Source organism: Allofournierella massiliensis, assembly GCF_964241245.1.
Taxonomy (GTDB): Bacteria; Bacillota; Clostridia; order Oscillospirales; family Ruminococcaceae; genus Allofournierella; species Allofournierella massiliensis.
In genome coordinates this window covers 230,650-256,377 of sequence record NZ_CAXSWZ010000001.1, presented here as the reverse complement: position 1 = coordinate 256,377, position 25,728 = coordinate 230,650, and the positions used below count along the sequence as shown (strand labels likewise).

Genomic DNA, 25,728 nt, shown 5'->3' with positions numbered 1-25,728 from the left:
AAAAGGAGGTTCTTTTTTACCGTTTCAACGCTCGTGCTCTTCTCGTCCACAAGCATAGCTTGTGGTTTTCTAGTTAAAAAGGCCCCGGCTCTTCCGATTAAACGGAAGGCCGGGGCCCACGGATTCGCAGTCAGAACGGGGGATGAATCAGCGATCCAGATCCTCTTCGTTCTCCAGGTTATGCCACACGTTCTGTACGTCGTCATCGTCCTCCAGAGCGTCCAGCAGCTTGGCCATCAGCTTCTGGTTGTCCTCATCGGTGATGGCAGAGGTGGTGGAGGGCACCATTTCCACTTCAGCAGAGATGAAGGTATAGCCCTTGTCCTCCAGAGCCTGACGCACGGCGGAGAAGGCGTCGGGATCGGTGGTTACTTCCACCACGTCGTCGCCCATGTCGAAGTCCTCGGCGCCGGCGTCGAAGCAGTCCTCCATGACCTTCTCCTCGTCCAGACCTTCACCGTCCAGCACAATCACACCCTTCTGGGTGAACAGGAAGCCCACACAACCCATGTTGCCCAGGTTGCCGCCGAACTTATCGAAGTAGTGGCGCAGGTTGGCAGCGGTGCGGTTGCGGTTGTCGGTCAGGGTTTCCACCATCATGGCGATGCCGCAGGGGCCGTAGCCTTCGTAGGTGATGGATTCGTAGTTGTCCTTCTCGCCGCCCTCAGCGCGCTTGATGATGCGCTGGATGTTATCGTTGGGCACGTTCAGGCTCTTGGCCTTGGCGATCAGGTCACGCAGCTTGCCATTGCTGGCGGGGTCCGCGCCGCCCATGCGCACGGCAACGCCGATCTCGCGGCCAACCTTGGTGAACAGCTTGGCCTTCTGGCCGTCGGTCTTTTCCTTCTTGCGTTTGATGTTATTCCATTTGCTATGTCCAGACATGGAAACTTCCTCCTATTTTATGCCGAGCCGCAAGCCGGGCCCGAACGATGTGCGGTAACTAAATAATTTTAGCACAAAAAGCCCTCTTCTGGCAAGTGCCCGGGGCCCCAGAAGCCCATTATTTCAGGTTTCGCAGGGCTTTGGGGTAGTGGTTTTTCACCTTTCCCCCGCTCACCTTGCCTGCGCCCAGCGAAAAGCCGTCCACCAGCACGCAGCACCAGCCGTTTTGGGCGGTGCGCGCCTCGATTTCCTCGCCCCGCAGCCAGGCGGCGGTGCGCTCGTCGGAAAGGGTCAGCTGCTCCTGATTGGTGCATGTATGGCCAAAGGCGGTGAACAGATGATGGGCGGGAACAAACCGCCCTTTCTGCACGGTACCAGCCGCGACGCCGCAGCGCATCACCCGCAGTTTGTGGGGCGGCAGCGGAGTCTCCGGCGGCAGAAGCAGCAGCTCGCCCGCCTTGAGCAGCGGCCGGTCGGCAAGTGCCGGAAAATACTGCCGGGCAAATTCCAGCCATTCCTTGCAGGGCTTGGCCGGCTTTTCCGGCTTGAAGGGTCGGCCGGCTTCGCTTCCCGTGCTTTTCACCAGTTTTGCCATGAAATGCCCCTCGCCGCCCTGGAAAGGCCAGATACGACGAACCAGATTTACATCAAAGGAATGCTCCCCGCAGCGGTTTTCTTCGCCCGGGCTGCCAAAGGCCGCGCCGGTATCCACCAGTGTAAACTCCGGATGGCGGGCAAGGAATTCCCCGATCTGGCCCTCGTCCTCCTCCGGCGCAAAGGTACAGGTGGAATACACCAGCACCCCGCCGGGGGCCAGCAGGGCAGCGGCGTTGTCCAGAATTTCCCGGCCAATGGCGGCACACTGGCGCACCAGCCCTTCGTTGTGCTGGGTCAGCGCCTGCGGTTCCTTGCGGAACATCCCCTCGCCGGAGCAGGGCGCATCCACTAGAATCCGGTCAAAAAACGCCGGGAAAGCCTTGGCCAGAGCGCCGGTGTCACTGTTCAGCACCACCGCGTTGGCCACACCCATCCGCTCCAGATTGGAGCGCAGGATTTCGGCCCGGCCTGCATTGTATTCGTTGCTTACCAGCAGCCCCTGCCCCTGCAGAGCTGCCGCCAGCTGGCTGCTCTTGCCGCCGGGCGCAGCACACATGTCCAGCACCTTCATGCCGGGCTGCACATCCAGCAGCGCCGCCGGAGCGCTGGCCGAGGGCTCCTGGGAATAAAATGCCCCGCCATGGTGATAGGGATGGCGACCGGGCTTGAAGTCCGGCTCCTCCACCGCAAAGCCTTCGGCGCAGAAGGGCGACGGCTTCAGTGCAAGTCCCGCCAGCCGGGCAAACTCTTCCGGCGTACAGCGCAGCCGGTTTACGGTCACGCCCCGGGCCGCTTCCTCGCTGGGGGCCGCGTAGTATTCCGCGTAGCGTTCGCCCAACAGGGCCCGCTCACGCTCTTCAAAATATTTTGCCTGCAATGCCATACCACCTTTGTATAATGGGTCTTGTTTGGGGTTACACTAGGAGCGAAGAGGCACAGCGGATAAGAAAACACGCCGGGCAAACGCCCCCGCTCCCTCTTCGGATTCGGAAAGGAGATCACAAACCATGGAAAACCGTAACGCGAAAAACAGTATGAACAGCCGCAGCGCCAAGAACAGCGCCAAGAACGAAAGCACCAATGCTACCAGCAGCACTTCCAAAAACAGCAAGAGCACCGGTGCTTCCAACATGAAAACCGGCAAGTAACACCGGCAATTCCCCCGCCGGGCACGCACCGGCAAACACAGCCCTGACAAAATACAGGGTGTGAAAAGGCTGAGACCCTCGGAACCAATCTTTCCTGTTCCGCCGGTCTCAGCCTTTGTTTGCGTTTTCCGGCAACGCTCTGCCGCTCTTCGGGGCAAAGCGTTCCAGGGAATGCCTTTTATTCCGGCTTTTCCACTGCCAGCGGGTCGTAGCCCTCCCACAAAAGGTCGAACAGCTCCTGAATGCGCTGGTTCTGGCCGGTGAGATACAGCCAGCCGAACAACGCCTCAAAGCCGGTGGACGCCCGGTACTCCTGCGGGGTTGCGTGCTTTGCCACGGTGGCCTTACTGGCGTTCTTGCCCCGGCGCAGCACCGCCTGTTCGGCCTCGGTGAGCTGGTCCTCAATGGCAGCCAGCGCCCGGTTCTGGCCCTTGGCGGATACATATTTCACGCAGGCCGCGTGCAGCTTGCCGGGCACCAGGCGGGTGCGTTCCACCAGCCGCTGGCGAACCAGCAGTTCGAACACACCGTCGCCCACAAAGGCCAGATTCAGGGGAGACTGCTCCCGGATATCCACTTCCGGATTTGCTTCAAACAACATGGTTTTTGCCTCGTTTCATGCCGCGCGACGCGCGGCTCAGATCAGAATGATACTGCCTTAGAAGATATAGTCAAACTGGTATTCGCCGATCTTGATGGTGTCCTCTTCCTCAACGCCCTGGGCCACCAGATCACGCAGAATGCCGCTTTCGTCCAGCTGACGCTGGAAGTACTGCAGGCTTTCGTAGTCGTCCACGTCGCTGCCGGCCAGAATGCGCTCCAGCCAGGGGGCAGTGATGGTGAACTCGTGGTCGGCGGTCTTTTCGATGGTATAGGTGCGCTCGTTGGGGTTCACCGCGTAAGGTACGAAGTCCGGCTCAAACACCTGCACCGGAGGCAGCTGCTGCAGCCGATCCCACACGATGCCGGGCAGATTCTTCAGGCCCTGATTGGTGGCAGCAGAGATGGGCATGAAGGTCAGGCCCTTGCTTTCCACATAGGACTTGAAGCTCTCGATCTGCTCCTCGGTGGCGATATCACACTTGTTGCCCAGCACGATCTGGGGCCGGGTGGCCAGTTCGGGGCTGAAACTCTGCAGCTCGGTGTTGATCTTTTCGAAGTCCTCCACCGGATCGCGGCCCTCGCAGCCGGACACGTCCACCACATGCAGCAGCAGACGGCAGCGCTCCACATGGCGAAGGAAGTCATGGCCCAGACCGATGCCCTCGCTGGCGCCCTCGATCAGGCCGGGGATATCCGCGGCCACGAAGCTCTGCTCGGGGCCCACCTTCACCACGCCCAGCACCGGGCTCAGGGTGGTGAAATGATAGTTGGCGATCTTGGTTTTGGCCGCACTGATCACGCTGATCAGAGTGGATTTACCCACGTTGGGGAAGCCGATCAGGCCCACGTCGGCGATCAGCTTCAGCTCCAGGCGCACCTCGTACTCCTCGCCGGGCAGACCGGGCTTGGCGAACTTGGGAATCTGACGGGTGGGGCTGGCAAAATGGGTGTTGCCCCAGCCGCCCTTGCCGCCCTTGGCCACGATTACCGGCTCGTCGCCGGAAATATCAGCCATCAGCAGACCACTGGCAGCATCGCGGATGAGGGTGCCGCGGGGCACCTTGATGACCAGATCCGGGGCGTTCTTGCCGGTGCAGCGCGAGCCGCTGCCATTTTCGCCCGGCTGGGCGGCGTACCTGCGCTTATAGCGAAAATCCATCAGGGTGGACAGGTTGTCGTCGGCCACAAAAACCACGTTGCCGCCACGGCCACCGTCGCCGCCGTCCGGGCCGCCGGCCGCCACGAACTTTTCCCGATGGAAGCTCACAGCACCGTCGCCGCCTTTGCCTGCTTTGATGGTGATCTTCGCCACGTCTACAAACATCGACATTGTTTTTCTCCTTTTTTCATAATGGAAAATGGGGATGGAGCGTGCGGCAGCAGTATCATGCTGCCCCTGTGCCTTATTACCAGTATGCCCCGTTACAAACAAAAAGCCAGGCCCAATCAACAGGCCTGGCTTTTGAAAGATCTTACTGCTTAACGCTGACCTTCTTGCGGTCACGGCCCACGCGCTCGAAGCTTACGCGGCCGTCCACCAGAGCGAACAGGGTATCGTCGCTGCCGCGGCCCACGTTCTCACCGGGATGGATGTGGGTACCACGCTGACGAACCAGGATGTTGCCAGCCAGAACGAACTGACCGTCGGCGCGCTTAACGCCCAGACGCTTGGACTCAGAGTCACGACCGTTCTTAGTAGAACCTACGCCTTTCTTATGTGCCATAGTAGTTTACACCTCCGTTATTAGCCCTTGATGGCAGTGATCTCGACCTTAGTGTAGGGCTGACGATGGCCCATGCGGCGGGCGCTGCCCTTCTTAGGACGATAAGTGATGATGTTCAGCTTCTTGCCCTTGCCGTTCTTCACGACCTTGGCCTCGACGCTGGCGCCCTCAACAACGGGAGTGCCCACCTTAACGGAGCCCTCGTTGCCGACAGCCAGAACGGAGTCGAAGTTCACATTGGTGCCTTCAGCAACGTCCATCTTCTCTACGAAGATCACGTCGCCTTCCTGTACCCGGTACTGCTTGCCACCGGTAACAATGATAGCGTACATAGTGTTTTGCCTCTCTTATATAAGTCTCGCTGGACTAGTGGGCGGGTGATGTTGCACACCTCTTGGGCGCCCGAACCATGCGGCTATACTACTATACCACAACTTTTTGGTGATTGCAAGTGCTTTTTTGGCCTTACAAGGCCATTTTTTGCAGTTTTCTTCTTTTTTTACCGGCCGGTCTGCCGCCGGGCAGCCTGGATGGTGTTCACCAGCAGCATGGCCCGGGTCATCAGGCCCACGCCGCCGGGCACCGGGGTGATAAAGGAGGCCTTCTGCTCGGCAGCGGCAAAATCCACATCACCGCACAGCTTGCCGTTCTCGTCCCGGTTGATGCCCACGTCGATGACCACCGCGCCGGGTTTCACCATATCGCCGGTGACAAATTTCGCCTTTCCGATGGCCGCCACCAGAATATCCGCTTCGCCGCACAGCTGGGCCAGATTCTCGGTTTTCGAGTGGCAGATGGTCACAGTGGCATTCTCCCGCAGCAGCAGCATGGCTGCAGGCTTGCCCACGATGTTGCTGCGGCCCAGCACCACCACCCGCTTGCCTGCGATGGGCATGCCGGTGCTTTTCAGCATTTCGATGCAGCCCGCCGGGGTGCAGGGCAAAAAGCACTCTTCCCCGATCATCATCCGGCCCACGTTCACCGGCGAAAAACCGTCCACATCCTTTTCGGGAGGGATGGCAGCAATCACCGCCTGCTCGTCGATCTGAGCGGGCAGAGGCAGCTGAACCAGAATGCCGTGAACACTCCTGTCCTCCGCCAGCTGTTTCAGCTGTTCCAGCAGCTGGTCCTGCGTTGTGTCGGCAGGAAGGCGGAGCATCCGGCTCTCGATGCCGCACTCGCGGCAATCGGACTCCTTGCCCCGCACATAGACGGCACTGGCCGGGTCGTCACCCACCAGAACCACCGCCAGACAGGGGTTCACTCCCCCGGTCTTCAACTCCTCTATCTGACTGCTTACCCGCTGTTTGATGCGGGCGGCCAGCTCTTTGCCGCTGATGATCTGCGCCATGGCTTCCTCCTTATTCCACGGACAGAACTGCCCGTCTGCGTTTATTTTTCATCCAGTCCCTGCGTGAGCGAACTGTTCGTGGCCGCACGCTCCTCCGGGTCTACCGACAGCTGCGCAAAGCGGGCGTTTTCCTGCCGCACGCTTTCCTGCATTCCGGCATCCATCTCTGCCTGCTCCAGCTTCTGACGGATCAGAGAATCCCAGTCAAACGACTGCTGTTCCTTCTGCGCCTGTGCAAACTCTTTGTGAGAAGCGCTGGCGGGCAGCTGACGCTGCATTTCCTCCAGACTCACGCTCTGGCCCAGAGCATCCAGTTTGTCGGCCCAGTTTTCCCGGGCGGTCTGGAATTTCTTTTCCGCCGTCGTGCTCAGCGGCAGATCCACCATCAGCTCCCGTTTGCCGATCTTGCGGCGGATCACCACAATGGCGACTACTGCCGCCACCACGCTGACCAGAGCGACCAGCTGGCTGACCCGCAGATTCACACCCGGCAGCAACAGGCTGTCGGTACGCAGGCCCTCGATCCAGAACCGGCCCGCGCCGTACCACGCGGCATACATCAGCGCGATCTCGCCGTTGAAACGGCGTTTTTTCATGTAGGCCCACAGGGCGAAGAAGCCCACCGCACACCAGATACTCTCGTACAGGAAGGTGGGGTGCACCGGCATGCCTGGATCCACAATCACGCCTTCCTGGGCCAGAGTAGCCTGCCAGCTGCTCAGATAGTTGGCAGTGGCCTGACTGTACATGCCCCAGGGCAGGCTGGTGTTGGTGCCGAAGGCCTCCTGATTCACAAAGTTGCCCCAGCGGCCGATGGACTGCCCGATCAGAAAGCCCATGGCCACCAGATCAAAGGTGGCGGGAATGGACAGCTTGCGCCATTTGCAGGCAAGGCCGCCAAACAACGCCGCGCCGATTACGCCGCCGTAGATGGCAAGGCCGCCCTGACGGATGCCGATCATATCCGCAAAGCTCTCATAGGGTACCGGAGAAAAGATCACATAATAGGCCCGGGCGCAGATCACCGCGCACACACTGCCCACCAGTACCACGTCCACAAGGCGGTCGGCATCAATACCGAAATCCACCGCATAGTGGAAGGCAAACACCAGCGCCAGCAAAAAACCGGTGGCAATCAGCACGCCGTACCAGTAAACGTCCAACCCGCCAATGGTAAATGCCACCCGATTGATATTGAATTCCAGCCCCAGGCCGGGGAATTGCACCAGATTCGTCATGCGTTCTCCTCCTGCTTGGGCCAGATGATGACGGTGGACGAGCGTTCCGGGCGCAGCATGGTCTGCAGCGCCTCGTCCACTTCCTGCCGCGTCACGCTGGCCAGCGCCTCAATCTCCTCGGTCAGGCTGCGCTTACGGAAGAAGCTGCCGGCCAGAGCGGTGGCACTGTCCTCAATGTTTTCCAGATCCTGCAGCATCTCGCCATAGGACTGGTTCTTGCACAGGGTGAACAGCTCCTCGTCCACGCCATCCTTGCGCAGCCGCTCGATTTCCTCCAGCAGCATACCGCGCACCTTTTCCGGCTGCTCGGTCTCACCGGTGAAGAGGAAGCAGCAGCAACCGTCCAGCACAAGAAACTCGCCGCCGAAGCCCGGGTTCACCAGTCCCTGATCATAAAGGGTTCGGTAGAACCTGGTCATGCCGCCGCACACCAGCTCGGTGAGCATATCACAGATGATCTCGGCCCTGGCGCCTTCCACCGGGGCCTCCTTGAAGCCCACACCCAAGCAAGGCTTGGCCAGCTGCATGGAAAATTCCAGCCGCTCTCTGGCAACACTTTCCGGCTCCTGGGGTTGAATCCGCTTCACCGTGGCAGGCTTTGCGGGCAGCTTGGCCCGCTTGCAGGTGGCCAGCACCTGCTCAGTGGTGATATTGCCCGCCACCGCCAGAACCATATTGCCCGGGTTGTAGAAGCCCCTGCAGCAGTCGTACAGCATTTCCGGGGTGATCTGCGCAATGCTCTCCACCGTGCCGGCAATGTCGTTGCGGATGGGATGGTTGTGATACAAACAGCCAAACAGGCCGGTCATGATTCGCCAGTCCGGGCTGTCGTCGTACATTTTGATTTCCTGGCCAATGATCCCCTGCTCCTTCTGGATGGTCTCCCTGGTGAAGTAGGGCTCGTTTACCATGCTCAGCAGGATATCCAGGCTCTCGTCCACCTGCTGAGTAGCAGTGAACAGATAGCAGGTTTTGTCGAAGCTGGTGTAGGCGTTGGCTGCCGCGCCGGTTTTGGCAAACTTGGCAAAGGCGTCGCCGTCCTCGCTCTCGAACATTTTATGCTCCAGAAAATGGGCCACACCCGCGGGCAGACTCACCCGGCGGCCATCCACCTCAAATTCCAGATCGATGGAGCCAAAGCGGGTGCCGTAAATTGCGTGCACGCCGCTGTATCCGGGCATGGGCCGCACCAGAACGGTCAGGCCGTTTTCCAGTACCACCGATTCACAGGCCACGGCGGCGCGCACCGCCTGCATGGGTTCATTCTGCATGGCTGGGCTCCTCCTTTTTGGTCACAAGATAGCTCACCGAGTAGCGGAACCCGGAAAGAATGGCGCGCACATCCTCGGCGGTCACCTCGTTCAGCTGGCGGGCGGCCTGCTCGGGGGTATTCACGTTGCCGCCCCGCAGGATCTCGTTGTAATACCAGTTTTCCAATCCGGCCAGGCTGTCGCCCACACTGTTCAGACCGGACAGAATGCCCCGGCGGCTGTTTTCCAGCTCTTCTTCGGTGATGGGGCCGTTCACCAGATCATTCAGCTCCTTCAGGATGGCCTGCTCCGCCTTTTCGGCGTTGGCAGGCTCCACGCCGCTGTCCACCATCATGAAGGCGGTGGGCGAAGCGAAGCGGCTGGCGCAATAGTAGCAAAGGCTCTGCTTTTCCCGCACATTCAGGAACAGACGGCTGGTGGCGGAACCGCCGAACACGCTCATGGCCAGCCGGAAGGCATTCAGCTGCTCCGGCTTTGCGCACTGGTTCCAGGTAAACAGCATGCACAGCTTGGCCTGTACCAGATCCATCTCCTCCCGGAAATGCTCCCCCGGCTGCGCGGGCATGAACAGATAGTTTTCCAGCTGAGCCGGCTCACGCTGTACTCCGGCCAGCTTTTCCAGCGTCATGCGGCGTACCACATCCTCGTCCGCGCCCAGGCAGATCACGTCCAGCTGAGCGGTACGCAGCATCTCCTGGTAGGCGGCGGTCAGGCTCTCGCAGGTGACAGAGGGCAGATCGGCCAGATAGCCGTCCCGCTCAATGCCCGCGGGAGAATCGCCAAAGAATTTGCGCCGGGCCTGCCGCACGCAGTACAGGCGCTTGTCGTTGATCTCGCTTTCCAGCTGGCGGGCCAGAGTGGTCTTTTCAATTTCCACTGCCTCGCGGCTGAAGCAGCCGTTTTCAAAGTAGGGATCAAAGGCCACGCCGAACACAATGGCCGCGTATTCAGCGGTGAGGGCCTCGCCGTTCAGGGCAAACCGATCCTTGATGCCGGTGATGGAGACACTGAGCACCCGGCTGGCGCCCTGCATGCTGGTTTCCACCGAGAGGGCCGCGCCATACAGGCGGGCCAGCTTTCGGGTCAGCTGGGTCATATCCGGGCAGGCGGCATAGCCCCGATCCATCACCAGGGGCAGAAGAGCCTGATCGGTAGCCTTTTCCCGGCTGGCGGGAAACCGGAAATGCAGCGAGATCCGGCAGCGGTTGAATTTATCCGCCGGGATGCAGTTCAGATGCACCCCAGGCGCAAGGCATTCGCGTTGTAACATCGGTACTCCTTCGTTTCGAGGAACAAAAGCTGCGGCCCGCCTTCTCAGGCCTGACGCAGGTTCTCGTCCAGATATTCTTCCAGGCACAGGCCGCTGGCGGTGATGGCTTTTGCATTTTCCACACCCACATAGCGGTAGTGCCAGGGCTCATAAATAATGCCGGTAATGGCCTGTTTGTTCTCCGGATACCGGAGGATAAAGCCATATTCCGGCGCGTGCTCGAACAGCCACTTTGCGGCGTCTGTTTTGCCGAAAGCTTCGTCCAGATTCTGATGCTTCGGGGTCACAATATCGGCGGCAAGGCCGGAGTTATGCTCGGAATAACCGGGAACAGCCACCACAGTTTTGGCCTGATTATAGGCTTCCTCTTCCGTGCTGCCCTTATCCAGCCATTTCTGCTTTTCCGCATCAAACAGGCTCTGCTGATATTCCACGGCGCGGTAGCCGGAGCAGAGCATCAGGTCGATTCCCTCTGCCGCCGCGGCGTTTTTCATGTTGATGAAGGCGTCGGCCGCCACGGTGGCAAGCTCCTTGCCGGTGGATTCATCAGCCACCTTCACCTCCAGCGTGTCCTCCCAGCCATCCGGCAGCTTCACGTTGTTATTCACCAGTGTGAGCAGCCAGTCAGCATCGCCGCCACCAGTGGTGGCGGCGGTGCCGGTGGCGGAAGCCGAATCGGAGGTGCTGGCAGAAGCAGAGTCCGGGCTGCTGGCAGAGCCGGATTCCGAACCGCTGGCAGGCTCCGAAGTCGAATCGCCGCTGGCGGAAATGCTGGTGGAGCTGCTGATGGAGGTGGAACCGCTGGAAGAGTCCTTGTCCTTGGTGAACAGGCCCACCAGCTTGACCATGCCAAACACGATCAGCGCCAGAAGCGCCAGGCAGAGAATCGCAAAAATGATCCGATTACGGCGGATCTCCTTCTTGCGCCGTGCGCGGGCAGCAGCCCGGCGGCGGCGTTCGGCTTCGCTCATTTCACGGGGCGGATAACTTGGCATTTGGTGCAACACTCCTTAACTGTGAGGTTATGAACGGGGGCGCCTGAGCGCCCGGGCTTCCATTTTTCGATCGCGGTTTGCAAAACCTGTTTCATAGTTTCATATTATACACGTTTTTGCCCATACTGTAAACGTGCAAAGCTGCAAAGAAACTGTGAACGAATCGCCCGCAAACCAAAAAACGCCCCTTTGCATCCATTCGGCTCTGCAAAGGGGCGCTGCATAAAAGTTTAGTGGATGAAGGCGTCGTGGATGGCCGCCACAGCGCGGTCGGCGTCCGCCTTGTCGATGATGACGCTGATCTTGATTTCGCTGGTGGAGATCATGCGGATGTTCACGTTGGCCTCAAACAGAGCCTCGAACATACGGCTGGCAACGCCGGGGTTGCTCTTCATGCCGCCGCCCACCACGCTGACCTTGGCGCAGCCGGTGTCCACGGTGATATCCTTGCCGCCAAAGCGGTGCTGATTTTCCTTCAGTACCCGCAGCGCGGTGTCTGCGTCGCTCAGGGGCACGGTGAAGGTCAGGTCCTTATCGCCCTCACGGCCGGTGCCCTGCAGGATAATGTCCACATTGATGTTCTTCTGCGCCAGCACACCGAATACCTTGAACGAGGTACCGGGTACATCCGGCACATTCAGGATGGTGAGAACGGCCACGTCGGTGTCCTTGGCCACACCCTTGATCAGCATACCTTCCATATCGCTAGTAACCTCCTTAACAACTGTGCCGGGCACAGGATTCAGGCTGGAGAGCACTTCCAGCTCCACGCCGTATTTTTTTGCAAGCTCCACGCTGCGGTTGTTCAGCACCTGCGCGCCGGCGCCGGCCAGCTCCAGCATCTCATCGAAGGTGATTTCGTCCAGACGCTTTGCGCGGGAAATAAACCGGGGATCGGCGGTATAAACACCCTCCACATCGGTAAAGATCTGGCAGCGGTCTGCATGCAGAGCAGCCGCCAGCGCCACAGCACTGGTGTCGCTGCCGCCGCGGCCCAGGGTGGTAATATCCTCCATACGGTTCAACCCCTGGAACCCGGCCACGACCACCACGCGGTTGCGGGCCAGCTCACTTTCCACCCGCTCGCTGTCCAGCCGGCGGATGCGGGCCTTGGTGTAGGCCCGGTCGGTATGGAAGCCCGCCTGCCAGCCGGTCAGGCTGATGGCAGGCACACCCAGCTCGCTCAGGGCCATGGCCAGAAGCGAAATGGAGATCTGCTCACCGGTGGCCAGCAGCATATCCATCTCACGCTGAGAGGGATTGCTGGTAATTTCGGCGGCCTTCTGGATCAGGTCGTCGGTGGTGTCGCCCTGGGCGGAAACCACCACCACTACCTCGTTGCCCGCGTTGCGGGTGTTTGCCACGATGCGGGCCACGTTGAAGATCCGGTCCCGGTTTGCCACCGAGGTACCCCCGAATTTCTGCACGATCAACGCCATTGTTTCTCTCACTCCTCTATCCAAATGCGCACCGCCTGCAAAAAGAGCGGCCCGCCTGCACATATAATCTGCAAAATCCCGCTTTCCGGCAAAATCTCTGCCGAAAAGCGGCGCAGCACTTTACTATTTTACCACAGCGCCTGTGTTATCCGCAAGCATTCTGCGCAAAGAAAAGGCCATGGTTTCCGGCTGCTCCAGCAGTGCTTCCTCGGCTTTTTCAAAGAATTCGCAGTTATCCCGATGAACCACCGCCATGATGGTGGGGCCGGCGCCGGAAATATACACTGCATAAGCGCCCAGATCCCAGGCGATCTCGAATACCCGCTCGCCGCCGGGGATCAGAGGCAGTCGGTACTGCTGGTGCAGCGCATCCTTGGTGGCCACCCGCAGCAGCTCATAGTCACCGTCGCAGAAAGCGGCAGTGGCCAGCGCCGCGCGGGACAGATTGTACACCGCGTCCCGCCGATCCACGGTTTTGGGCAGCGCCGCACGGGCCTTTTCGGTAAGCAGCTTGAAATTGGGAATGAAGGCCGCGAAGGCCAGCTCTTCGTTGATCTCCTTACGGGCGGTGAACACCTGACCCTCGTCGAACACGCTGCTCACAAAGCCGCCCAGCATGGCGGGAGCCACGTTGTCCGGATGGCCCTCGATGGAGGTGGCCAGCGTGAGCATCTGCCGCTTGGTGAGCGGGTTGCCCAGCAGAGCATTTGCGCCCAGAATACCCGCCACAATGCAGGCAGAGCTGGAACCCAGACCCCGGGCCATGGGGATGGGGTTTTCCTGCCGGATGCGCAGGCCCTTGATGGGCTTGCCCAGCTGTTCATACACCGCCTTGGCCGAGCGGTAGATCAGGTTGGAGGTGCCGGTGGGCACCAGCGAACCGTCGCTGGCCATGATGTCCAGCTTATCCCACTCCTCCATGGTCACCGTGTTGTGAAGCGAAAGTGCAAGGCCCAGCGCATCAAAACCGGCGCCCACATTGGCGCTGGTGGCCGGGACAAGAATCTTGACTGCCATACTGCCTTTTCCTCCTTACTGCTCCAGCCGGCGCAGCTCCATCTGCACGCTGCCGCCCAGAGCCTTGACCTGACGGGCCGCCTCATAGAGCTTCTTCGGGGTAATGTTCTCGGCCAGATAGGCGGCCTGACCGCCATCGTCCGCCACAAGTTCGCCGGCGCCATACAGACCGGGCAGCATGGAGGCCGTAAGCCCCTTTACCCGCACATAATATGTGGCCGGTTCGCCGCTGGTGAGCGGAGCAGGCAGCTCGGGAGAGGGCTCCCAGAAAATACTGGTATGCACCGCCGCCCCCTGCTGAGCGGCCAGAGCCAGATCGGCAACAATGGCGCTGGCGGTAGGCAATTTGCCCGCACCGCGGCCATAGAAAAACACATCGCCCACCATGTCGCCCCGTACCAGCACACCGTTGAACACATCCTCCACACCGGCCAGCTGATTTTCCAGCGGCACCAGCATGGGTTCCACGCCCACCGCCGGGCCGGCTTCGGTCTGCCGGGCCCAGGCAATCAGCTTTACCGCACAGCCCAGCCGGGCAGCGGCACGCAGATCAAAGGGCTCCAGCCCCCGGATGCCCCGGGTGGGAATGTTCCGGGTGTGAACCTGTTTGCCAAAAGCAAGGCTGGCCAGAATGGCAATTTTGCGGCAGGCGTCCGGGCCGTCCACATCGTCCGAGGGGTCTTTGGTCTCCGCGTAGCCCAGCTGCTGCGCCTCTTTCAGTGCGGCGGAAAAATCCATATTTTCCCGGCTCATGCGGGTGAGCATATAGTTGGTGGTACCGTTCACAATGCCGTATACTTCCTTCACCTGATTGGCCAGCATGCTCTGACACATGGGGGTGATCAGGGGCATACCGCCGCCCACGCTGGCTTCAAACAGAAACGCCACACCCTTCTCTTTTGCCAGCGCCAGCAGCTCGGCGCCATGGGTGGCCACCAGCTCCTTGTTGCTGGTCACCACACTGCGGCCGCTGGCAAGCAGCGCCTTCACATAAGGATATGCGGCTTTCACGCCGCCAATGGCCTCTGCTGCCATGGTAATTTCCGGATCATTCAGAATATCGTCGATGCTGCTGGTGAACAGCTCCGGGTTTTCGGTAACCTCCAGCACCAGGATCCGCTTGACCCGAATTTCCTGACCTGCCCGTCGGGCAATGAGTTCGGCATTTTTCTGCAGCACATCCCACACGCCGCTGCCCACGGTACCGAAGCCCAGGATCGCAATGTTGATCATAAATCCTCCCCGCCCGGCGCACAGAGCCTGCCGGGCACTTGTGATAAAAATGGAAAAACGGCCTCCGGCCGTTTTGGGGGCGTTATACGCCCTGATGCACCTCGACCACCGCACGCTGCTGCGCCAGCTGGGCCAGCATCTCCTCAATGCTTACCCGAAGGGTATCGGTGCGGACGGTGACCTCAACCTTGGCCGCGCCATTTTCCGGAGTGGCCTGATTGATGGTAACCACGCTGCCGCCTGCTGCGGAAATCCCGCCCAGAAGCGCCTGCAATGCGCCGGTTTCATCCAGCAGGGTAGCCAGCACAGTGATGATCTGCTGGGTGCTGCGGGCATCGAAAATACAATCCTTATATTTATAGAACGCACTGCGGGAAAGATCCACCGCCCGGGTTGCCGCCGAGATGTTGCGGGCTTCGCCGCTGGCGAGCAGCTCCTTTGCCTTGAGAACCTTCAGAAACACCTCGGGCAGGACCGCTGCGTCCACCATCAGAAAATGCCGTTTCATGCTGTTTTGTACACCCCTTGAACACATTTGTTTTTACGCATGTGTATAGTGTACCACTTTAGCGTATCAAAACGCAAGATGCTGTTTTAATTTTGTGAAAACCCGCACATTTCTCACCCGCGTTCTATTTTGTATGCACAGAATGCACAAAAAAGCCCGCTGTGCGTTCACGGCGCACAACGGGCTTTTTAAATCAGGGGTTACGGATGCATGGCGCAGGTGCCGGGCATATTATCCTCGGTATAGTAACCGGTCTGCCGGTTGGGGCAGTTGGGGCCCGCCAGATCACCGCTGTCGGTACAGAAGGCGGCGGTCTTTACATCCTCGCTCACCGGGAACTGCTTGACCTCCAGGCCCTCCTGCACAGTCTCCATATAGGATTTCCATACCTTCTGGATGGCCTTGGCGTTCTTGGCGCCCGCCTTGCTCATATCATACGGCTTATCATAGCCCCACCACATGCTGGTCACATAGTAGGGGGTCAGGCCGACAAAGGTATAGTCCTTGTTATCGGTGGTGGTACCGGTCTTGGCAGCTGCTTCCATCTCGCCGCTGGGCTTCATGCCGCTGGCGGTACCGCTGGAACCCAGAACGCCCTGCAGCAGCCGGTTCATGATCATGGCAGTGCTTTCCTTGATGGCCTGGGTGTGCACCACGTTGACCTCATTGTCGATCAGCACCTCGCCGGTGGTGGCATACTCCACACGGGTATACAGGTGCGGGGTCACATACTCGCCGCCATTGCCGAACATCAGATAGGCGCCCGCCAGCTCGATGGGAGTGGCGCCGCCGTTCTGGCTACCCAGCACAATGGGAGCAAGGTCCATATCGTTTTCATTCAGGTGAGACATGCCCACAGTATCCTTGGCAAAGGTGTACATAGACTCCACACCCACCAGCTGGCCCACCTGCACCGCAACGGTGTTCAGGGACTTAGCCAGAGCGTAGTTCACATTCACGGTGCGCTCGCCGTGGCCGGTGCTGGTCACATAGTTCTGAGGCCAGTCGCGCCAGATGCCGGGATTGGCCAGTACCTCGGGTGCGTCGTTTTCGAACATCTTGTCCCGGTACTGCGGATAATTGTTTTTCTGGTTATCCAGCAGCACCTTGCCAACACCCATATCCACAAAGTTGGTGGAGTAGTTGATCCAGCCCATATCAATGCCCAGAGAATAGGCGGCGATGGGCTTCATGGTAGAACCGGTCTGCCGTGCCACATTGGCCCGGTTCAGGCTCAGATCGGTGGTCTTTTCACCCAGACCGCCCACCAGCGCCTTGATCTCACCTTCGTAGTTCATGGTGACCATGGCCACCTGGCTGTGAACCGTCTTATAATAGTAAACCTTGCCGTCCTTGTCGGTCTTGGTCTTGAGGGTGCCGTCCTCGTTGTAAACAACGCCCTTCTCCTCGGCCAGATCCTCCTCGGTCTTGCTGCCAAGCTCGAACTCCTCTTCCCGTTCCATCCAGGGAATGCTCTCGTCCTCGTTCAGCAGCATCTTTTCCATCTCTTCCTGCAGATAGGGATCCACAGTGGCGTAGATGCGCAGACCGCCGTTGAAGATCTCGTTCTCTGCCTCAGCCTCGGTCCAGCCCAGCTCGTCCACCAGCTGCTGCTTCAGCGCGGTGTAAACCGCATCGCTGAAATAGGAGCGAACGCCGGTGCTGGTGGAGCTGTCGGTATCCGTCTCGGCCAGAGTCAGGGGCGAATTCACCGCCTCATTATACTCTTCCTCGGTCAGATGGCCCTGCTCGTACATGTTTTCCAGCATCACATTACGGCGCTGCAGATGCTCTTCCGGGTTTTTGTAGGGATTGTAGGTATTGGGGCTCTTGGTGATGGCCGCAATGCTGGCGCATTCGGCGGCGGTCAGCTGGCTCAGATCATCCTTGCCAAAGTACTGGATGGCGCCTGCCTTTACGCCGGCAGTGTTGCCGGTGAGGCTGATGGTATTCAGATAGGTCTCCAGAATCGTGTCCTTATTGTATCGGTTGTCCAGACCCCAGGCGCGGAAGATCTCACGCACCTTGCGCATGGCGTCCTGCTCATCGTCGCCGGTAAGGTTCTTGATGAGCTGCTGCTCCAGGGTGGACGCACCCTGCCGGCTGCCAAACAGCTTGATGGGGGTGTACTCATTGATGGCCGCGGCGATGGTACGCTTGAAGCTCACGCCGTGGTGCTCGTAGAAGTCCTTATCCTCGGTGCAGATAAAGGCCCACTTCAGATACGGGCTGGACTCGATCTCGCTCAGCTCGGCCCACTCACGGTTATTGGTGCGGTAGAAATCCTCGTATTCCACCCACTCGCCGGTCTCATGGTCCTGCGCCATGATCCAGGTGGTCTGGGCCAGCTTGACCTCGGTCAGGTTCAGATTGTCGTCAGCAGTGGCTTCCACCAGATACAGGCTCAGTGCCACAGCCACCACGCTGGCAACCATCACACCCAGGCAGATGCATACAGCGATGAACCGGAACAAACCGCCGAAGAAACGGCGCACACCACTCTTTTTCTTTTTGGGGGTATGTCCGCCGGAACGGGGCGCACCGGAAGAGCCCTGCCCGCCGCTTCTCGGCGCACCGGTGCTGCGCTGGGCGCCGACCGCCGCACTGCGGTTGACCGTGCGCTGCGTACCCGCACCGGGCGTACGGTTTACCCGGCGGGGTGCACTCTGGCCACTCTGGCTGTTCTGCGGGCGCCGGATATTGCGGTGTTCGTTGTTTTCGATGGGGACCGCCTCCTTTGCGGAAATGATTCATTGTTTTATTTCAGGCATCGCCGCAGGGTATTTTTGCCCCGGGCAGCCCTGCCAAAAAACGCCGAAGCCGTTTTTTCAGCAAAGCCGGGCAGACCCTGAAAGCCGTTTTCAGAAGGCTTTCACATTCAGGCCCTACCCTGCCTATTTTGATATTATACCACAACTGCCTGCCGCAAGTACAGCAAAAACCGAATTTCACATCTGTCCGTTTGAAACCGCCCTGTTCGGGCCATACTGTTTTCAAAGAGGTGAATCACTATGCCGAAAGTATGGATCTATCTTCTTGCTCTGCTCTGTGCGCTGGGGCTTGCTGCCAGCGTGGCTGTGTTTACGCTGCGCCCTTTCGAAGAAGAAGCACCCGAAAGCAGCTATACCCTGCGGGACTGGCACGGCAGGCTGGCCCTGTTCGAATCCGGTGAAGCGGAGCAGCCGGTGGAGGTGTACGATGTTTATACCCACCTGCTGCCGGAAAACGATGTGCTGAGCCTGCAGGCGGGCATCCCGCTGGAAAACCGTGAACAGCTGCAGCGCCTTTTGGAGGATTTTGGCCTGTGACGCGTTGCGTGCCGCCGGGGTTTATAGTATAATCAAACTGAATGTGACGGGCCCCGCTTGCGCCCGTGGCTTTGACCGCCGCTTTCCGGCAGGTCATGATTTGTGCAAGGAGGAATTTTGCCGTGAACTGTTTTGATTATCCTCTGGACCCGGCCTATCTGCTGCAGAAAAAGCGCAGCCTCAAGCGCCAGCTGCTGGAGAAACAGGGTCTGATTGAGAAAAAGGTCGCCATTATGAGCGGCAGCACCATTGGCGAGATCAAAAATATTCTGGAACTGTTTTTGCTGGAAAACGGTATCAAGCCCACCTTCCACGAGGGTGCCTATGCCCTGTTCTATGAAAACCTGGTGTTTGACGACGGCTCGCTGAAGGAGTTCGCCCCGGATGTGATCTATATCCACACCAGCGTGCGCAACATCAAGCTCTGGCCGGACATTTCCGACGAGCCCGCCCGGGTGGAGGAAAAGCTGAACGCGGAATACAGCCGCTTTGAGCAGGCCATCCGCGCTGCGCTGGCTTTCGGCTGCCCAGTCATTGCCAACAACTTCGATCTGCCGGTTTACCGGGTGATGGGCAACCGGGAGGGCGTGGACTGCCACGGCCGGGTGCGCTTCGTGCGCCAGCTGAACGAAAAGCTGGCTTCTCTGGCCGAAGCCACCCCGAACCTTTACCTGAACGATCTGGCTTACCTGCAGGCGGTACACGGCATGGACGCCTTCAGCAGCCAGACTGCCTGGTACGCCTACAAGTACGCGGTGAGCATCGACTGCATCCCCTACCTGTGCCAGAGCGTGGCCAACATCATCAAGAGCCTGCTGGGTAAGAACAAAAAGGCCCTGGCGCTGGATCTGGACAACACCCTGTGGGGCGGCATCATCGGTGACGACGGCCCCGAGGGCATCGTGATGGGCAACGAAACCCCCGCCGGCATGGCCTACGCGGAGTTCCAGAGCTACTTAAAGGAGCTGTCCAAGCTGGGCATCCTGTTGAACGTGTGCAGCAAGAACGAGGAGAAGATCGCCCTGACCGGCTTCGAGCGGGCAGACACCGTGCTCAAGCGGGACGATTTCCTCTGCTTCAAGGCCAACTGGGAACCCAAGAGCCGGAACATCGCGGCCATGGCCCAGGAGATCAACATCCTGCCTGAGAGCTTCGTGTTTGTGGACGACAACCCCGCCGAGCGGGAAATCGTGCGCCAGGAGCTGCCCGGCGTGACCGTGCCCGAGCTGGGCGCACCGGAGGAGTACATCGCAGCCATCGACCGCAGCGGCTACTTCGAGGTGACCACCCTCTCGGCCGACGACAAGAAGCGGGCCAGCATGTACAAGCAGAATCTGGAGCGGGCCCAGCTGGAGCAGAGCTTCGGCGATTACAACGACTATCTGAAGAGTCTGGAGATGCACTGCGAGATCGGCGCCTTTGACGAGCCCCACGCCGAGCGCATCACCCAGCTGATCAACAAGACCAACCAGTTCAACCTGACCACCCGCCGCTACACCGCCGCCGAGATCGAAAGCATTATGACCGATCCGGGCTACATCACCCTGTACGGCCGCCTGGTGGACAAGTTCGGTGACAACGGTCTGGTCACCGCCATGATCGGCCACATCGAGGGTAATGTGCTGGATATGGGCCTGTGGATCATGAGCTGCCGCACCTTCAAGCGCCGGCTGGAGCACGCCATGTTCGATGAGATGGTGCGCCGCGCCGCTGCTGCCGGTGTGGAAAAGATCGTGGGCCACTACTATCCCACCGCAAAAAATTTGCTCGTTCGCGATTTTTATGCTACAATCGGTTTTGAACAAACCGCCCAGGACGACCAGGGCAACCTGACCTTCGAATTCACCGGCTTTGCAGGCTACGAGCCCCAGTGCGGTGTGATGGAGATCGAGATCGTTTAAAAAGGAGTTTTTCAAATGGATAAGCAGAGCATTTTTGACGCCGTACAGCAGATCTTCCGCGACAACTTCGACGACGAGGAGCTGGTGATCACCCGCGAGACCTGCGCCGACGACATCGAGGATTGGGACAGCCTGGAGCAGATCAACCTGCTGACCGCCATGGAGAAGAAGTTCGGCCTGAAGTTCAAGCTGGATGACGTGCGCGGCCTGGAGAACGTGGGTGACCTGCTGGATCTGATCGAGCGTCTGACCGCGTAAACAATCGCAAAAAGGGGCTGGGCTGCGGGCCCGGCCCCTTTTCTGTTTGAGCCCTTTTTCAAAGGAGGACATATCCATTATGAACAGCTACACTCTGGCGGACATCACCCCCGGTATGACCGAAAGCTTCACCGTAACCGTGACCGCCGAAATGATGGATGCTTTTTATGCCATCACCGGCGACAACAGCCCCATCCACATGAGCGAAGAATACGCCGCCGGGCGCGGCTTTCCCGGCCGGGTGGTTTATGGCATGCTGGGCGCCAGCTTCTTTTCCACGCTGGCGGGTGTTTACCTGCCCGGTGAACACTGCCTGCTGCACAGCGTGGAGTCCAAATTCGCCAAGCCCATCTTCATCGGCGACACCCTGACCATCACCGGCAAGGTGGACGAGGTAAACGATGTGTTCGGCGAAATCACCATCAAGGCAACCATCACCAATCAGGACGGCAAAAAAGTGACCCGCGGCGTCATCAAGGCGGGCGTGGCAAAATAAGGAGGACTTTATGGGCAATGTATATCTGATCACCGGCGCTTCCAGCGATGTGGGCTGCGCGCTGATCGAGCGGCTGTATCAGGAGGGCGATCTGTTCATCGCCCAAGGCGCGGGCGATCTGAAGGGGCTGGCCGACCTGTGCAAGGCGCACCCCGGCACCATCCGCACCTACGATGTGGATCTGACCAATGAGGCGGCGCTGTGCGCCTTTATCGAGGACGTGCAGAAGAACTGCCCCGCTCCCACCCATTTTGTGCACCTGCCCGCCCTGCGGGTGGTAAACACCAAATTCAAGAAGTTCGACGAGGAGCGTTTCGAACTGGACCTGTCGGTGCAGGTGCGCAGCGCGGTAGCCCTGTGCAAGGCCTTCGTGCCCGCCATGGCCAAGGCCAGAAAGGGCCGGGTTCTGTTCATGCTCACCAGCTATCTGCTGGGTATGCCTCCCAAGAACACCGCCGCCTATGTGATGGCCAAAAGTGCTCTGGCCGGTCTGGCCAAAAGCCTGGCCGCAGACTACGCCAGCTTCGGCGTAACCGTTAACTGCGTGGCCCCCAGCATGATGGAGACCAAGTTCCTGGCCGAGACCAGCGACCTGATCGTGCAGGCCAGCGCCGAGGCCAACCCCATGGGCCGCAACGCCCGCCCCAGCGACGTGGTGCCCGCCATGGCCTTCCTGCTCAGCGATGAGGCTGGCTTCATCACCGGCGTAACGTTGCCCATCACCGGAGGCAGCGCCTTATGAGCGATTCTCTGACCCTGCGTCTGGCCTGGCCGGAGGAAGCTGACCGGGTAATCGCGTTCATCAACGAAAACTTCGACTGGAAGCTTCCGCTGGTGAACCTGCCGGAATATTTTGATTTTTACTACCGCAGCGGCAATGCGCTGCAATATGCGCTGGCCGAGGAAAACGGCAAGTTGCTGGCGGTAGCCGGATACATCCGGGCCAACGAATCTCCCACCCCGGACATCTGGGTCTCGGTGTGGGTGGCAAAAAAGGGCCACAACGGCGTGGGGCTGGACCTGATGAACGCCATGCCCCGGCTCACCGGCGCTTCGGTGGTAGCCTGCAACAATATCCGCCCCAAAACCATGGCCTTTTACCGGTTTCTGGGCTGGCACGCGGATCGGGTGCCTCACTACTACCGCCTTTCCGGTCAGGTGACCTACACGCTGGCCCGTGTGGCAGACCCCACCGTGCTGCCGGTGAGCGGCGACCTGACGCTGGAGCAGGTGAACAGCCCGGAACAGCTGGCCGAGCTGGGCCTGCCCGAAACGCCCCACACCCCCAAAAAGGATCTGTGGTACCTGACCCGGCGTTATTTTGCCTTTCCCCATCTTACTTACGATGTGTACTGCGCCCGGGAGAATGGCGTCATACTGGCATATCTTGCGGCCCGCGTGGTGGACAGCGGCTGCGGCAAGGTGCTGCGCATCGTGGATTTCATTGGCCGGGATGAAACCCTTCCCCGGCTGGGCAAGGCCATTGATAACCTGCTCCATGCCGCCGGTGCGGAATATGCCGAGTGCTACTGCGCCGGTATCCCCGCTGAGGTGTTTGCGGCGGCAGGCTTCTGTGAGCGGGAAGAGGGCAGCGAAAACATCCTGCCCAACTATCTGACTCCTCCCCTGTTTGAGAACACGGAATATTACTACTTCACCAGCTGCCCGGATCAGTTCGTGCTGTTCAAGGCAGACGGTGATCAGGACCGGCCCAATCTGACCGTAGACTGATTTTCCAGACAAAAAAGGCACCGTGACGGCGCGAAGCGCACGTTCACGGTGCCTTTTTCTTATCATTTCCGGAAACCCTTACGCCAGGCAACTCTTAGCCCAGGCTGCAGCAGCTTCCAGATCATCGGCGTTCGGATGTGCCAGTGCTGCGTCGAAGTTTTCGATAAGCATTTTGTAGCGGGCATTTTCCGGCTCCTTGGCCTGCATGGCCTCGTAACGGCTGCGCACCGCCTGAGGCATCCGGCCCTGACACATGAAGCCGCCGCCATACACCGCCCCGGCGGGCAGATTTTCCCGCACGCGGGCCAGAATCTGATCGAAATACTGCTGGCTCTGGCCAAAACCGGCGGTGCCGAACAGATATACGGTCTTTCCGTCTGCCTGCTTCAAAAGCTCCGCCACCTTTTCGTCGCAGCTGCCCTTATCGGTCCAGAAGCCCACAAACAGTACTTCCGCCTGCAGCGCCGCTGTATCCGGTGCGCCGCAATACACCAGCTCCCCGGCGGGAAGCTGCTTTTCAATTTCCTCAGCCAGCTGGCGGGTGTTGCCGGTGTTGCTGGAGTATACAATGGAATAACGCATAATTGATTTCCTTTCCTGCACAATTGCAGATCGCCGCTGCTTCAGCGGCTGGGGTGAGTAATTATTCACTGCAAGTTTCCTTGCGGATGGCTTTGCGCACCGGCCCGGGAGCCGATTCCATGGGGGATTTGGGCATGGGAATCCCAGCCATTGCCTTCTGCAGCAGCGCTTTCAGCTGTGCCACCTCTTCCGGGCTCATGCCTTCGGTGCGCTGCGCTTCCCACTGGTAAAACCACCGGCCGGCCTGCACAAAGGCATCCCGGCCCTGTTCGGTCAGCTCCAGCACCACCGCCCGCTTATCCTGCTGGGAACGGGTACGGGTCATGAAGCCCTGCTGCACCAGCTTTTCCACCGAGCGGGTGGTATGGCCGCTGTCCGCCCCGATTACCGAGGCCAGCTCTCCCGCCGAGCAGCCCGGATGCCGCCCCACATACAGCAAAAAGTAAAGCAGCCCCTGCGAAAGCCCCAGCTCCTTCAACCGCTGGGCGCAGAACTGGGTGAAATCCCCCCGCAGAAGATTGATATAGAACGCAAGTGTCTGTTCCATGTCCCGTCTCCATCCTCTTTTATTTTTCCTGACAAAATCAATTATATGAATTTATTTGCATTTGTCAAGTATTTTACTCAAAAAAGAGGCGCTCTCCTCTGTTTTACAAGGAAAGTGCCTCTTTTGCTTTGCTTTGTGGCGACCGGAATCAATTCGCCCGGATGCCGCTCACGGTCTGGTCAATGATGCTGTCCATAATCTCGCGGGTCATGGAGCCCTGCAGATAACCGAACAGATTGCCGTCGCTGTCGATCATGAAGGTGGTGGGGAAGGCGGAGATGCCGTAGTCCATCAGCACATCGCCGGTGGTGTCCATCAACACCGGATAGGTGTAACCGCCTTCCTCCAGAAAATCTGCAATGCCGTCCGCATCCAGCGTCTCCTGATTGAAGGGGTTGGCATCGCTCTTGGGTGCGGCCACGCCCAGAATGATCACATCACCGGTATTTTCTCCGTAATCCAGATACAGCTGCTGGATGTCCGGCATTTCCTTCTTGCAGGGACCGCACCAGGTGGCCCAGAAGTTCAGGAACACGGTCTTGCCCTTGTAGTCGGAAAGGGTATGTTCGTTGCCGTACTGGTCCACCATAGTGAAGTCCGGCGCGGCAATCACCGGATATTCTTCCTCCTCCGGGCTGCTGGCTGCATTCTCCGGCTGGCTTGCTGCCTCGGACTCTGCCGGTTCACTGGTCGCCTGCGGCTGGCTCGCGGGCTGAGAATCGGGCTGGCTGCTGCTTACCACCTGGGACGAAGATACCCCAGCGCCGGAAGTGCCCACGCCGGACAAATACCCGGTGAAACTGTTCATCCAGCCGGTGAACATCATCAGACCCATCAGGATCAGCAGCACACCGCCTGCCTTGGCCGTATATTTGAGCCAGGAAGTGTGGCGGCGGAAGAAGGAAAGCACCTGACTGGTGAACAAGGCCACAAGCAAAAAGGGCAGCACGAAGCCCAGGGTGTACACACCGATGAGCAGAAAGCCCTGTGTCCGGGATGCGGAGGAACCGGCCATGACCAGCACACTGGTGAGAGCGGGGCCCACACAGGGAGTCCAGGCAAAGCTGAAGGTGAATCCCAGAATCAGCGCAGTGAGCGGGTTCATGCTGAACCGGTTCAGGTCAAAGGGCAGGCGGTGCTCCTTTTGCAGAGCGTCCACCTGCAAAAAGCCCACCTGATACAGGCCCAACAGCATGATCAGAATACCACCCAAGCGGGCGACCAGCGCCCGGTTTCCACTGAGCAGCTTGCCCAGCGCCGTGAAACCCAGCCCCAGCATGAAGAAGGCGAAGCTCACGCCCAGAACGAAAAACAGGGTGTTGCGCAGCGCAATACGGCGGCGCTGCTTATCAGTCAGGCTGGCACTGGCCGCGCCGCCTGCCAGATAGCCCAGATAGAGCGGCACCAGCGGCAGCACGCAGGGCGAGAAAAAGCTGAACAATCCCTGCACAAACACCGTAAATACCGAAATACTGGTTTCCAGATTAAACCCCATAAACGAATGGTCCTCCCATAATAAGAATTGGTATCAGTATAGCAAAAGCATCTGGTCTGCTACTGTGCCATAATCACAAACCGTATGAGCATTTGCCTTGTGCACACAAAAAGCGGCCCACCTGCCTGGGG

26 protein-coding genes are annotated in these 25,728 nt (G+C 59.3%); 7 read left to right on the top strand and 19 right to left on the bottom strand.

What is annotated here, in order from left to right:
* Positions 1-147: 147 nt before the first annotated feature.
* A complete protein-coding gene (locus ACESYO_RS01250; RefSeq protein WP_058966582.1) occupies positions 148-885 on the bottom strand; it encodes a YebC/PmpR family DNA-binding transcriptional regulator in 738 nt (245 codons plus the stop codon).
* Between the two features lie 118 nt (positions 886-1,003).
* Positions 1,004-2,365 (bottom strand): RsmF rRNA methyltransferase first C-terminal domain-containing protein, encoded by a 1,362-nt coding sequence (locus ACESYO_RS01245; protein WP_373209229.1) that lies wholly within the window; start codon positions 2,363-2,365, stop codon positions 1,004-1,006.
* A gap of 124 nt (positions 2,366-2,489) precedes the next feature.
* Here ACESYO_RS01245 and ACESYO_RS01240 point away from each other — a divergent pair, with 124 nt between their 5' ends.
* Positions 2,490-2,630 carry a hypothetical protein gene (locus tag ACESYO_RS01240; protein ID WP_156417391.1) on the top strand — a complete coding sequence of 47 codons (141 nt, stop codon included), beginning with the start codon at positions 2,490-2,492 and terminating at the stop codon, positions 2,628-2,630.
* Positions 2,631-2,808: 178 nt separating this feature from the next.
* Here ACESYO_RS01240 and ACESYO_RS01235 read toward each other — a convergent pair whose 3' ends face one another.
* The 14 genes from ACESYO_RS01235 to ACESYO_RS01170 all read right to left on the bottom strand — a co-directional run bounded on the left by ACESYO_RS01235 (position 2,809) and on the right by ACESYO_RS01170 (position 17,774).
* Positions 2,809-3,231: a Mini-ribonuclease 3 gene (locus ACESYO_RS01235; RefSeq protein ID WP_317407773.1), complete on the bottom strand. Its 423-nt coding sequence runs from the start codon at positions 3,229-3,231 to the stop codon at positions 2,809-2,811.
* Between the two features lie 57 nt (positions 3,232-3,288).
* On the bottom strand, positions 3,289-4,557 hold the full coding sequence (obgE, locus tag ACESYO_RS01230) for a GTPase ObgE (RefSeq protein ID WP_373209234.1): 1,269 nt from the start codon (positions 4,555-4,557) through the stop codon (positions 3,289-3,291).
* A gap of 148 nt (positions 4,558-4,705) precedes the next feature.
* Positions 4,706-4,957, bottom strand: a complete 252-nt coding sequence (rpmA, locus tag ACESYO_RS01225) for a 50S ribosomal protein L27 (RefSeq protein ID WP_058966590.1) — start codon at positions 4,955-4,957, stop codon at positions 4,706-4,708.
* A 20-nt stretch (positions 4,958-4,977) separates the two neighbouring features.
* Positions 4,978-5,289 (bottom strand): 50S ribosomal protein L21, encoded by a 312-nt coding sequence (gene rplU / locus ACESYO_RS01220; RefSeq protein ID WP_058966591.1) that lies wholly within the window; start codon positions 5,287-5,289, stop codon positions 4,978-4,980.
* Between the two features lie 167 nt (positions 5,290-5,456).
* Positions 5,457-6,308 carry a bifunctional methylenetetrahydrofolate dehydrogenase/methenyltetrahydrofolate cyclohydrolase FolD gene (folD, locus tag ACESYO_RS01215; RefSeq protein ID WP_373209228.1) on the bottom strand — a complete coding sequence of 284 codons (852 nt, stop codon included), beginning with the start codon at positions 6,306-6,308 and terminating at the stop codon, positions 5,457-5,459.
* 41 nt (positions 6,309-6,349) lie between these two features.
* Positions 6,350-7,546: a prolipoprotein diacylglyceryl transferase gene (gene lgt, locus ACESYO_RS01210; RefSeq protein ID WP_346672509.1), complete on the bottom strand. Its 1,197-nt coding sequence runs from the start codon at positions 7,544-7,546 to the stop codon at positions 6,350-6,352.
* Positions 7,543-8,817, bottom strand: a complete 1,275-nt coding sequence (gene yfmH, locus ACESYO_RS01205; RefSeq protein ID WP_346672510.1) for an EF-P 5-aminopentanol modification-associated protein YfmH — start codon at positions 8,815-8,817, stop codon at positions 7,543-7,545. Before yfmH ends, lgt begins: the two co-directional genes overlap by 4 nt.
* Positions 8,807-10,087: an EF-P 5-aminopentanol modification-associated protein YfmF gene (yfmF, locus tag ACESYO_RS01200; protein WP_373209227.1), complete on the bottom strand. Its 1,281-nt coding sequence runs from the start codon at positions 10,085-10,087 to the stop codon at positions 8,807-8,809. The genes yfmH and yfmF overlap by 11 nt, the downstream gene beginning before the upstream one ends.
* A gap of 44 nt (positions 10,088-10,131) precedes the next feature.
* The gene (locus ACESYO_RS01195; protein ID WP_409338418.1) at positions 10,132-10,935 is read right to left on the bottom strand and encodes a M15 family metallopeptidase; all 804 of its coding nucleotides are present in this window, start codon (positions 10,933-10,935) and stop codon (positions 10,132-10,134) included.
* Positions 10,936-11,312: 377 nt separating this feature from the next.
* Positions 11,313-12,521 (bottom strand): aspartate kinase, encoded by a 1,209-nt coding sequence (locus ACESYO_RS01190; protein WP_373209225.1) that lies wholly within the window; start codon positions 12,519-12,521, stop codon positions 11,313-11,315.
* 123 nt (positions 12,522-12,644) lie between these two features.
* A complete protein-coding gene (thrB, locus tag ACESYO_RS01185) occupies positions 12,645-13,538 on the bottom strand; it encodes a homoserine kinase (RefSeq protein ID WP_373209224.1) in 894 nt (297 codons plus the stop codon).
* 15 nt (positions 13,539-13,553) lie between these two features.
* The gene (locus ACESYO_RS01180) at positions 13,554-14,771 is read right to left on the bottom strand and encodes a homoserine dehydrogenase (RefSeq protein ID WP_373209223.1); all 1,218 of its coding nucleotides are present in this window, start codon (positions 14,769-14,771) and stop codon (positions 13,554-13,556) included.
* Between the two features lie 82 nt (positions 14,772-14,853).
* Positions 14,854-15,279: an ACT domain-containing protein gene (locus ACESYO_RS01175; protein WP_132587325.1), complete on the bottom strand. Its 426-nt coding sequence runs from the start codon at positions 15,277-15,279 to the stop codon at positions 14,854-14,856.
* 200 nt (positions 15,280-15,479) lie between these two features.
* A complete protein-coding gene (locus ACESYO_RS01170; RefSeq protein ID WP_373211168.1) occupies positions 15,480-17,774 on the bottom strand; it encodes a transglycosylase domain-containing protein in 2,295 nt (764 codons plus the stop codon).
* Between the two features lie 516 nt (positions 17,775-18,290).
* Between ACESYO_RS01170 and ACESYO_RS01165 the strand changes: the two genes are divergently transcribed.
* The 6 genes from ACESYO_RS01165 (at position 18,291) to ACESYO_RS01140 (ending at position 22,973) form a co-directional block, all read left to right on the top strand.
* Positions 18,291-18,587, top strand: a complete 297-nt coding sequence (locus tag ACESYO_RS01165; protein WP_283127849.1) for a hypothetical protein — start codon at positions 18,291-18,293, stop codon at positions 18,585-18,587.
* 122 nt (positions 18,588-18,709) lie between these two features.
* On the top strand, positions 18,710-20,488 hold the full coding sequence (locus tag ACESYO_RS01160) for an HAD-IIIC family phosphatase (RefSeq protein WP_373209221.1): 1,779 nt from the start codon (positions 18,710-18,712) through the stop codon (positions 20,486-20,488).
* A gap of 15 nt (positions 20,489-20,503) precedes the next feature.
* The gene (locus ACESYO_RS01155) at positions 20,504-20,746 is read left to right on the top strand and encodes an acyl carrier protein (protein ID WP_058966615.1); all 243 of its coding nucleotides are present in this window, start codon (positions 20,504-20,506) and stop codon (positions 20,744-20,746) included.
* Between the two features lie 79 nt (positions 20,747-20,825).
* Positions 20,826-21,242 (top strand): MaoC family dehydratase, encoded by a 417-nt coding sequence (locus ACESYO_RS01150; RefSeq protein WP_283127852.1) that lies wholly within the window; start codon positions 20,826-20,828, stop codon positions 21,240-21,242.
* 10 nt (positions 21,243-21,252) lie between these two features.
* Positions 21,253-21,984: an SDR family NAD(P)-dependent oxidoreductase gene (locus ACESYO_RS01145; protein WP_283127853.1), complete on the top strand. Its 732-nt coding sequence runs from the start codon at positions 21,253-21,255 to the stop codon at positions 21,982-21,984.
* Positions 21,981-22,973 carry a hypothetical protein gene (locus ACESYO_RS01140; protein ID WP_283127854.1) on the top strand — a complete coding sequence of 331 codons (993 nt, stop codon included), beginning with the start codon at positions 21,981-21,983 and terminating at the stop codon, positions 22,971-22,973. Before ACESYO_RS01145 ends, ACESYO_RS01140 begins: the two co-directional genes overlap by 4 nt.
* 78 nt (positions 22,974-23,051) lie before the next feature.
* On the opposite strand, the gene bilS is transcribed toward ACESYO_RS01140, so the two are convergent.
* The 3 genes from bilS to ACESYO_RS01125 all read right to left on the bottom strand — a co-directional run bounded on the left by bilS (position 23,052) and on the right by ACESYO_RS01125 (position 25,597).
* Entirely contained in the window at positions 23,052-23,555 is a 504-nt protein-coding gene (bilS, locus tag ACESYO_RS01135) for a flavodoxin family protein BilS (RefSeq protein WP_373209220.1), read from the bottom strand.
* Between the two features lie 61 nt (positions 23,556-23,616).
* Positions 23,617-24,102: a bilirubin utilization transcriptional regulator BilQ gene (gene bilQ / locus ACESYO_RS01130; RefSeq protein WP_058966623.1), complete on the bottom strand. Its 486-nt coding sequence runs from the start codon at positions 24,100-24,102 to the stop codon at positions 23,617-23,619.
* A gap of 148 nt (positions 24,103-24,250) precedes the next feature.
* The gene (locus ACESYO_RS01125; protein ID WP_283127856.1) at positions 24,251-25,597 is read right to left on the bottom strand and encodes a redoxin family protein; all 1,347 of its coding nucleotides are present in this window, start codon (positions 25,595-25,597) and stop codon (positions 24,251-24,253) included.
* Between the last annotated feature and the right edge of the window lie 131 nt (positions 25,598-25,728).

What these genes read in the sequence shown, in the direction of transcription:
- ACESYO_RS01240 (WP_156417391.1), top strand. Translation starts at nt 2,490, where the DNA reads ATGGAAAACCGTAACGCGAAAAACAGTATGAACAGCCGCAGCGCCAAG.
- folD (WP_373209228.1), bottom strand. Translation starts at nt 6,308, where the DNA reads ATGGCGCAGATCATCAGCGGCAAAGAGCTGGCCGCCCGCATCAAACAG.
- obgE (WP_373209234.1), bottom strand. Translation starts at nt 4,557, where the DNA reads ATGTTTGTAGACGTGGCGAAGATCACCATCAAAGCAGGCAAAGGCGGC.
- yfmH (WP_346672510.1), bottom strand. Translation starts at nt 8,817, where the DNA reads ATGCAGAATGAACCCATGCAGGCGGTGCGCGCCGCCGTGGCCTGTGAA.
- ACESYO_RS01180 (WP_373209223.1), bottom strand. Translation starts at nt 14,771, where the DNA reads ATGATCAACATTGCGATCCTGGGCTTCGGTACCGTGGGCAGCGGCGTG.
- yfmF (WP_373209227.1), bottom strand. Translation starts at nt 10,087, where the DNA reads ATGTTACAACGCGAATGCCTTGCGCCTGGGGTGCATCTGAACTGCATC.
- ACESYO_RS01235 (WP_317407773.1), bottom strand. Translation starts at nt 3,231, where the DNA reads ATGTTGTTTGAAGCAAATCCGGAAGTGGATATCCGGGAGCAGTCTCCC.
- ACESYO_RS01150 (WP_283127852.1), top strand. Translation starts at nt 20,826, where the DNA reads ATGAACAGCTACACTCTGGCGGACATCACCCCCGGTATGACCGAAAGC.
- rpmA (WP_058966590.1), bottom strand. Translation starts at nt 4,957, where the DNA reads ATGGCACATAAGAAAGGCGTAGGTTCTACTAAGAACGGTCGTGACTCT.
- thrB (WP_373209224.1), bottom strand. Translation starts at nt 13,538, where the DNA reads ATGGCAGTCAAGATTCTTGTCCCGGCCACCAGCGCCAATGTGGGCGCC.
- ACESYO_RS01175 (WP_132587325.1), bottom strand. Translation starts at nt 15,279, where the DNA reads ATGAAACGGCATTTTCTGATGGTGGACGCAGCGGTCCTGCCCGAGGTG.
- ACESYO_RS01245 (WP_373209229.1), bottom strand. Translation starts at nt 2,365, where the DNA reads ATGGCATTGCAGGCAAAATATTTTGAAGAGCGTGAGCGGGCCCTGTTG.
- ACESYO_RS01250 (WP_058966582.1), bottom strand. Translation starts at nt 885, where the DNA reads ATGTCTGGACATAGCAAATGGAATAACATCAAACGCAAGAAGGAAAAG.
- ACESYO_RS01155 (WP_058966615.1), top strand. Translation starts at nt 20,504, where the DNA reads ATGGATAAGCAGAGCATTTTTGACGCCGTACAGCAGATCTTCCGCGAC.
- rplU (WP_058966591.1), bottom strand. Translation starts at nt 5,289, where the DNA reads ATGTACGCTATCATTGTTACCGGTGGCAAGCAGTACCGGGTACAGGAA.
- ACESYO_RS01190 (WP_373209225.1), bottom strand. Translation starts at nt 12,521, where the DNA reads ATGGCGTTGATCGTGCAGAAATTCGGGGGTACCTCGGTGGCAAACCGG.
- ACESYO_RS01125 (WP_283127856.1), bottom strand. Translation starts at nt 25,597, where the DNA reads ATGGGGTTTAATCTGGAAACCAGTATTTCGGTATTTACGGTGTTTGTG.
- ACESYO_RS01195 (WP_409338418.1), bottom strand. Translation starts at nt 10,935, where the DNA reads ATGGTCAAGCTGGTGGGCCTGTTCACCAAGGACAAGGACTCTTCCAGC.
- ACESYO_RS01165 (WP_283127849.1), top strand. Translation starts at nt 18,291, where the DNA reads ATGCCGAAAGTATGGATCTATCTTCTTGCTCTGCTCTGTGCGCTGGGG.
- bilS (WP_373209220.1), bottom strand. Translation starts at nt 23,555, where the DNA reads ATGCGTTATTCCATTGTATACTCCAGCAACACCGGCAACACCCGCCAG.
- lgt (WP_346672509.1), bottom strand. Translation starts at nt 7,546, where the DNA reads ATGACGAATCTGGTGCAATTCCCCGGCCTGGGGCTGGAATTCAATATC.
- bilQ (WP_058966623.1), bottom strand. Translation starts at nt 24,102, where the DNA reads ATGGAACAGACACTTGCGTTCTATATCAATCTTCTGCGGGGGGATTTC.
- ACESYO_RS01140 (WP_283127854.1), top strand. Translation starts at nt 21,981, where the DNA reads ATGAGCGATTCTCTGACCCTGCGTCTGGCCTGGCCGGAGGAAGCTGAC.
- ACESYO_RS01145 (WP_283127853.1), top strand. Translation starts at nt 21,253, where the DNA reads ATGGGCAATGTATATCTGATCACCGGCGCTTCCAGCGATGTGGGCTGC.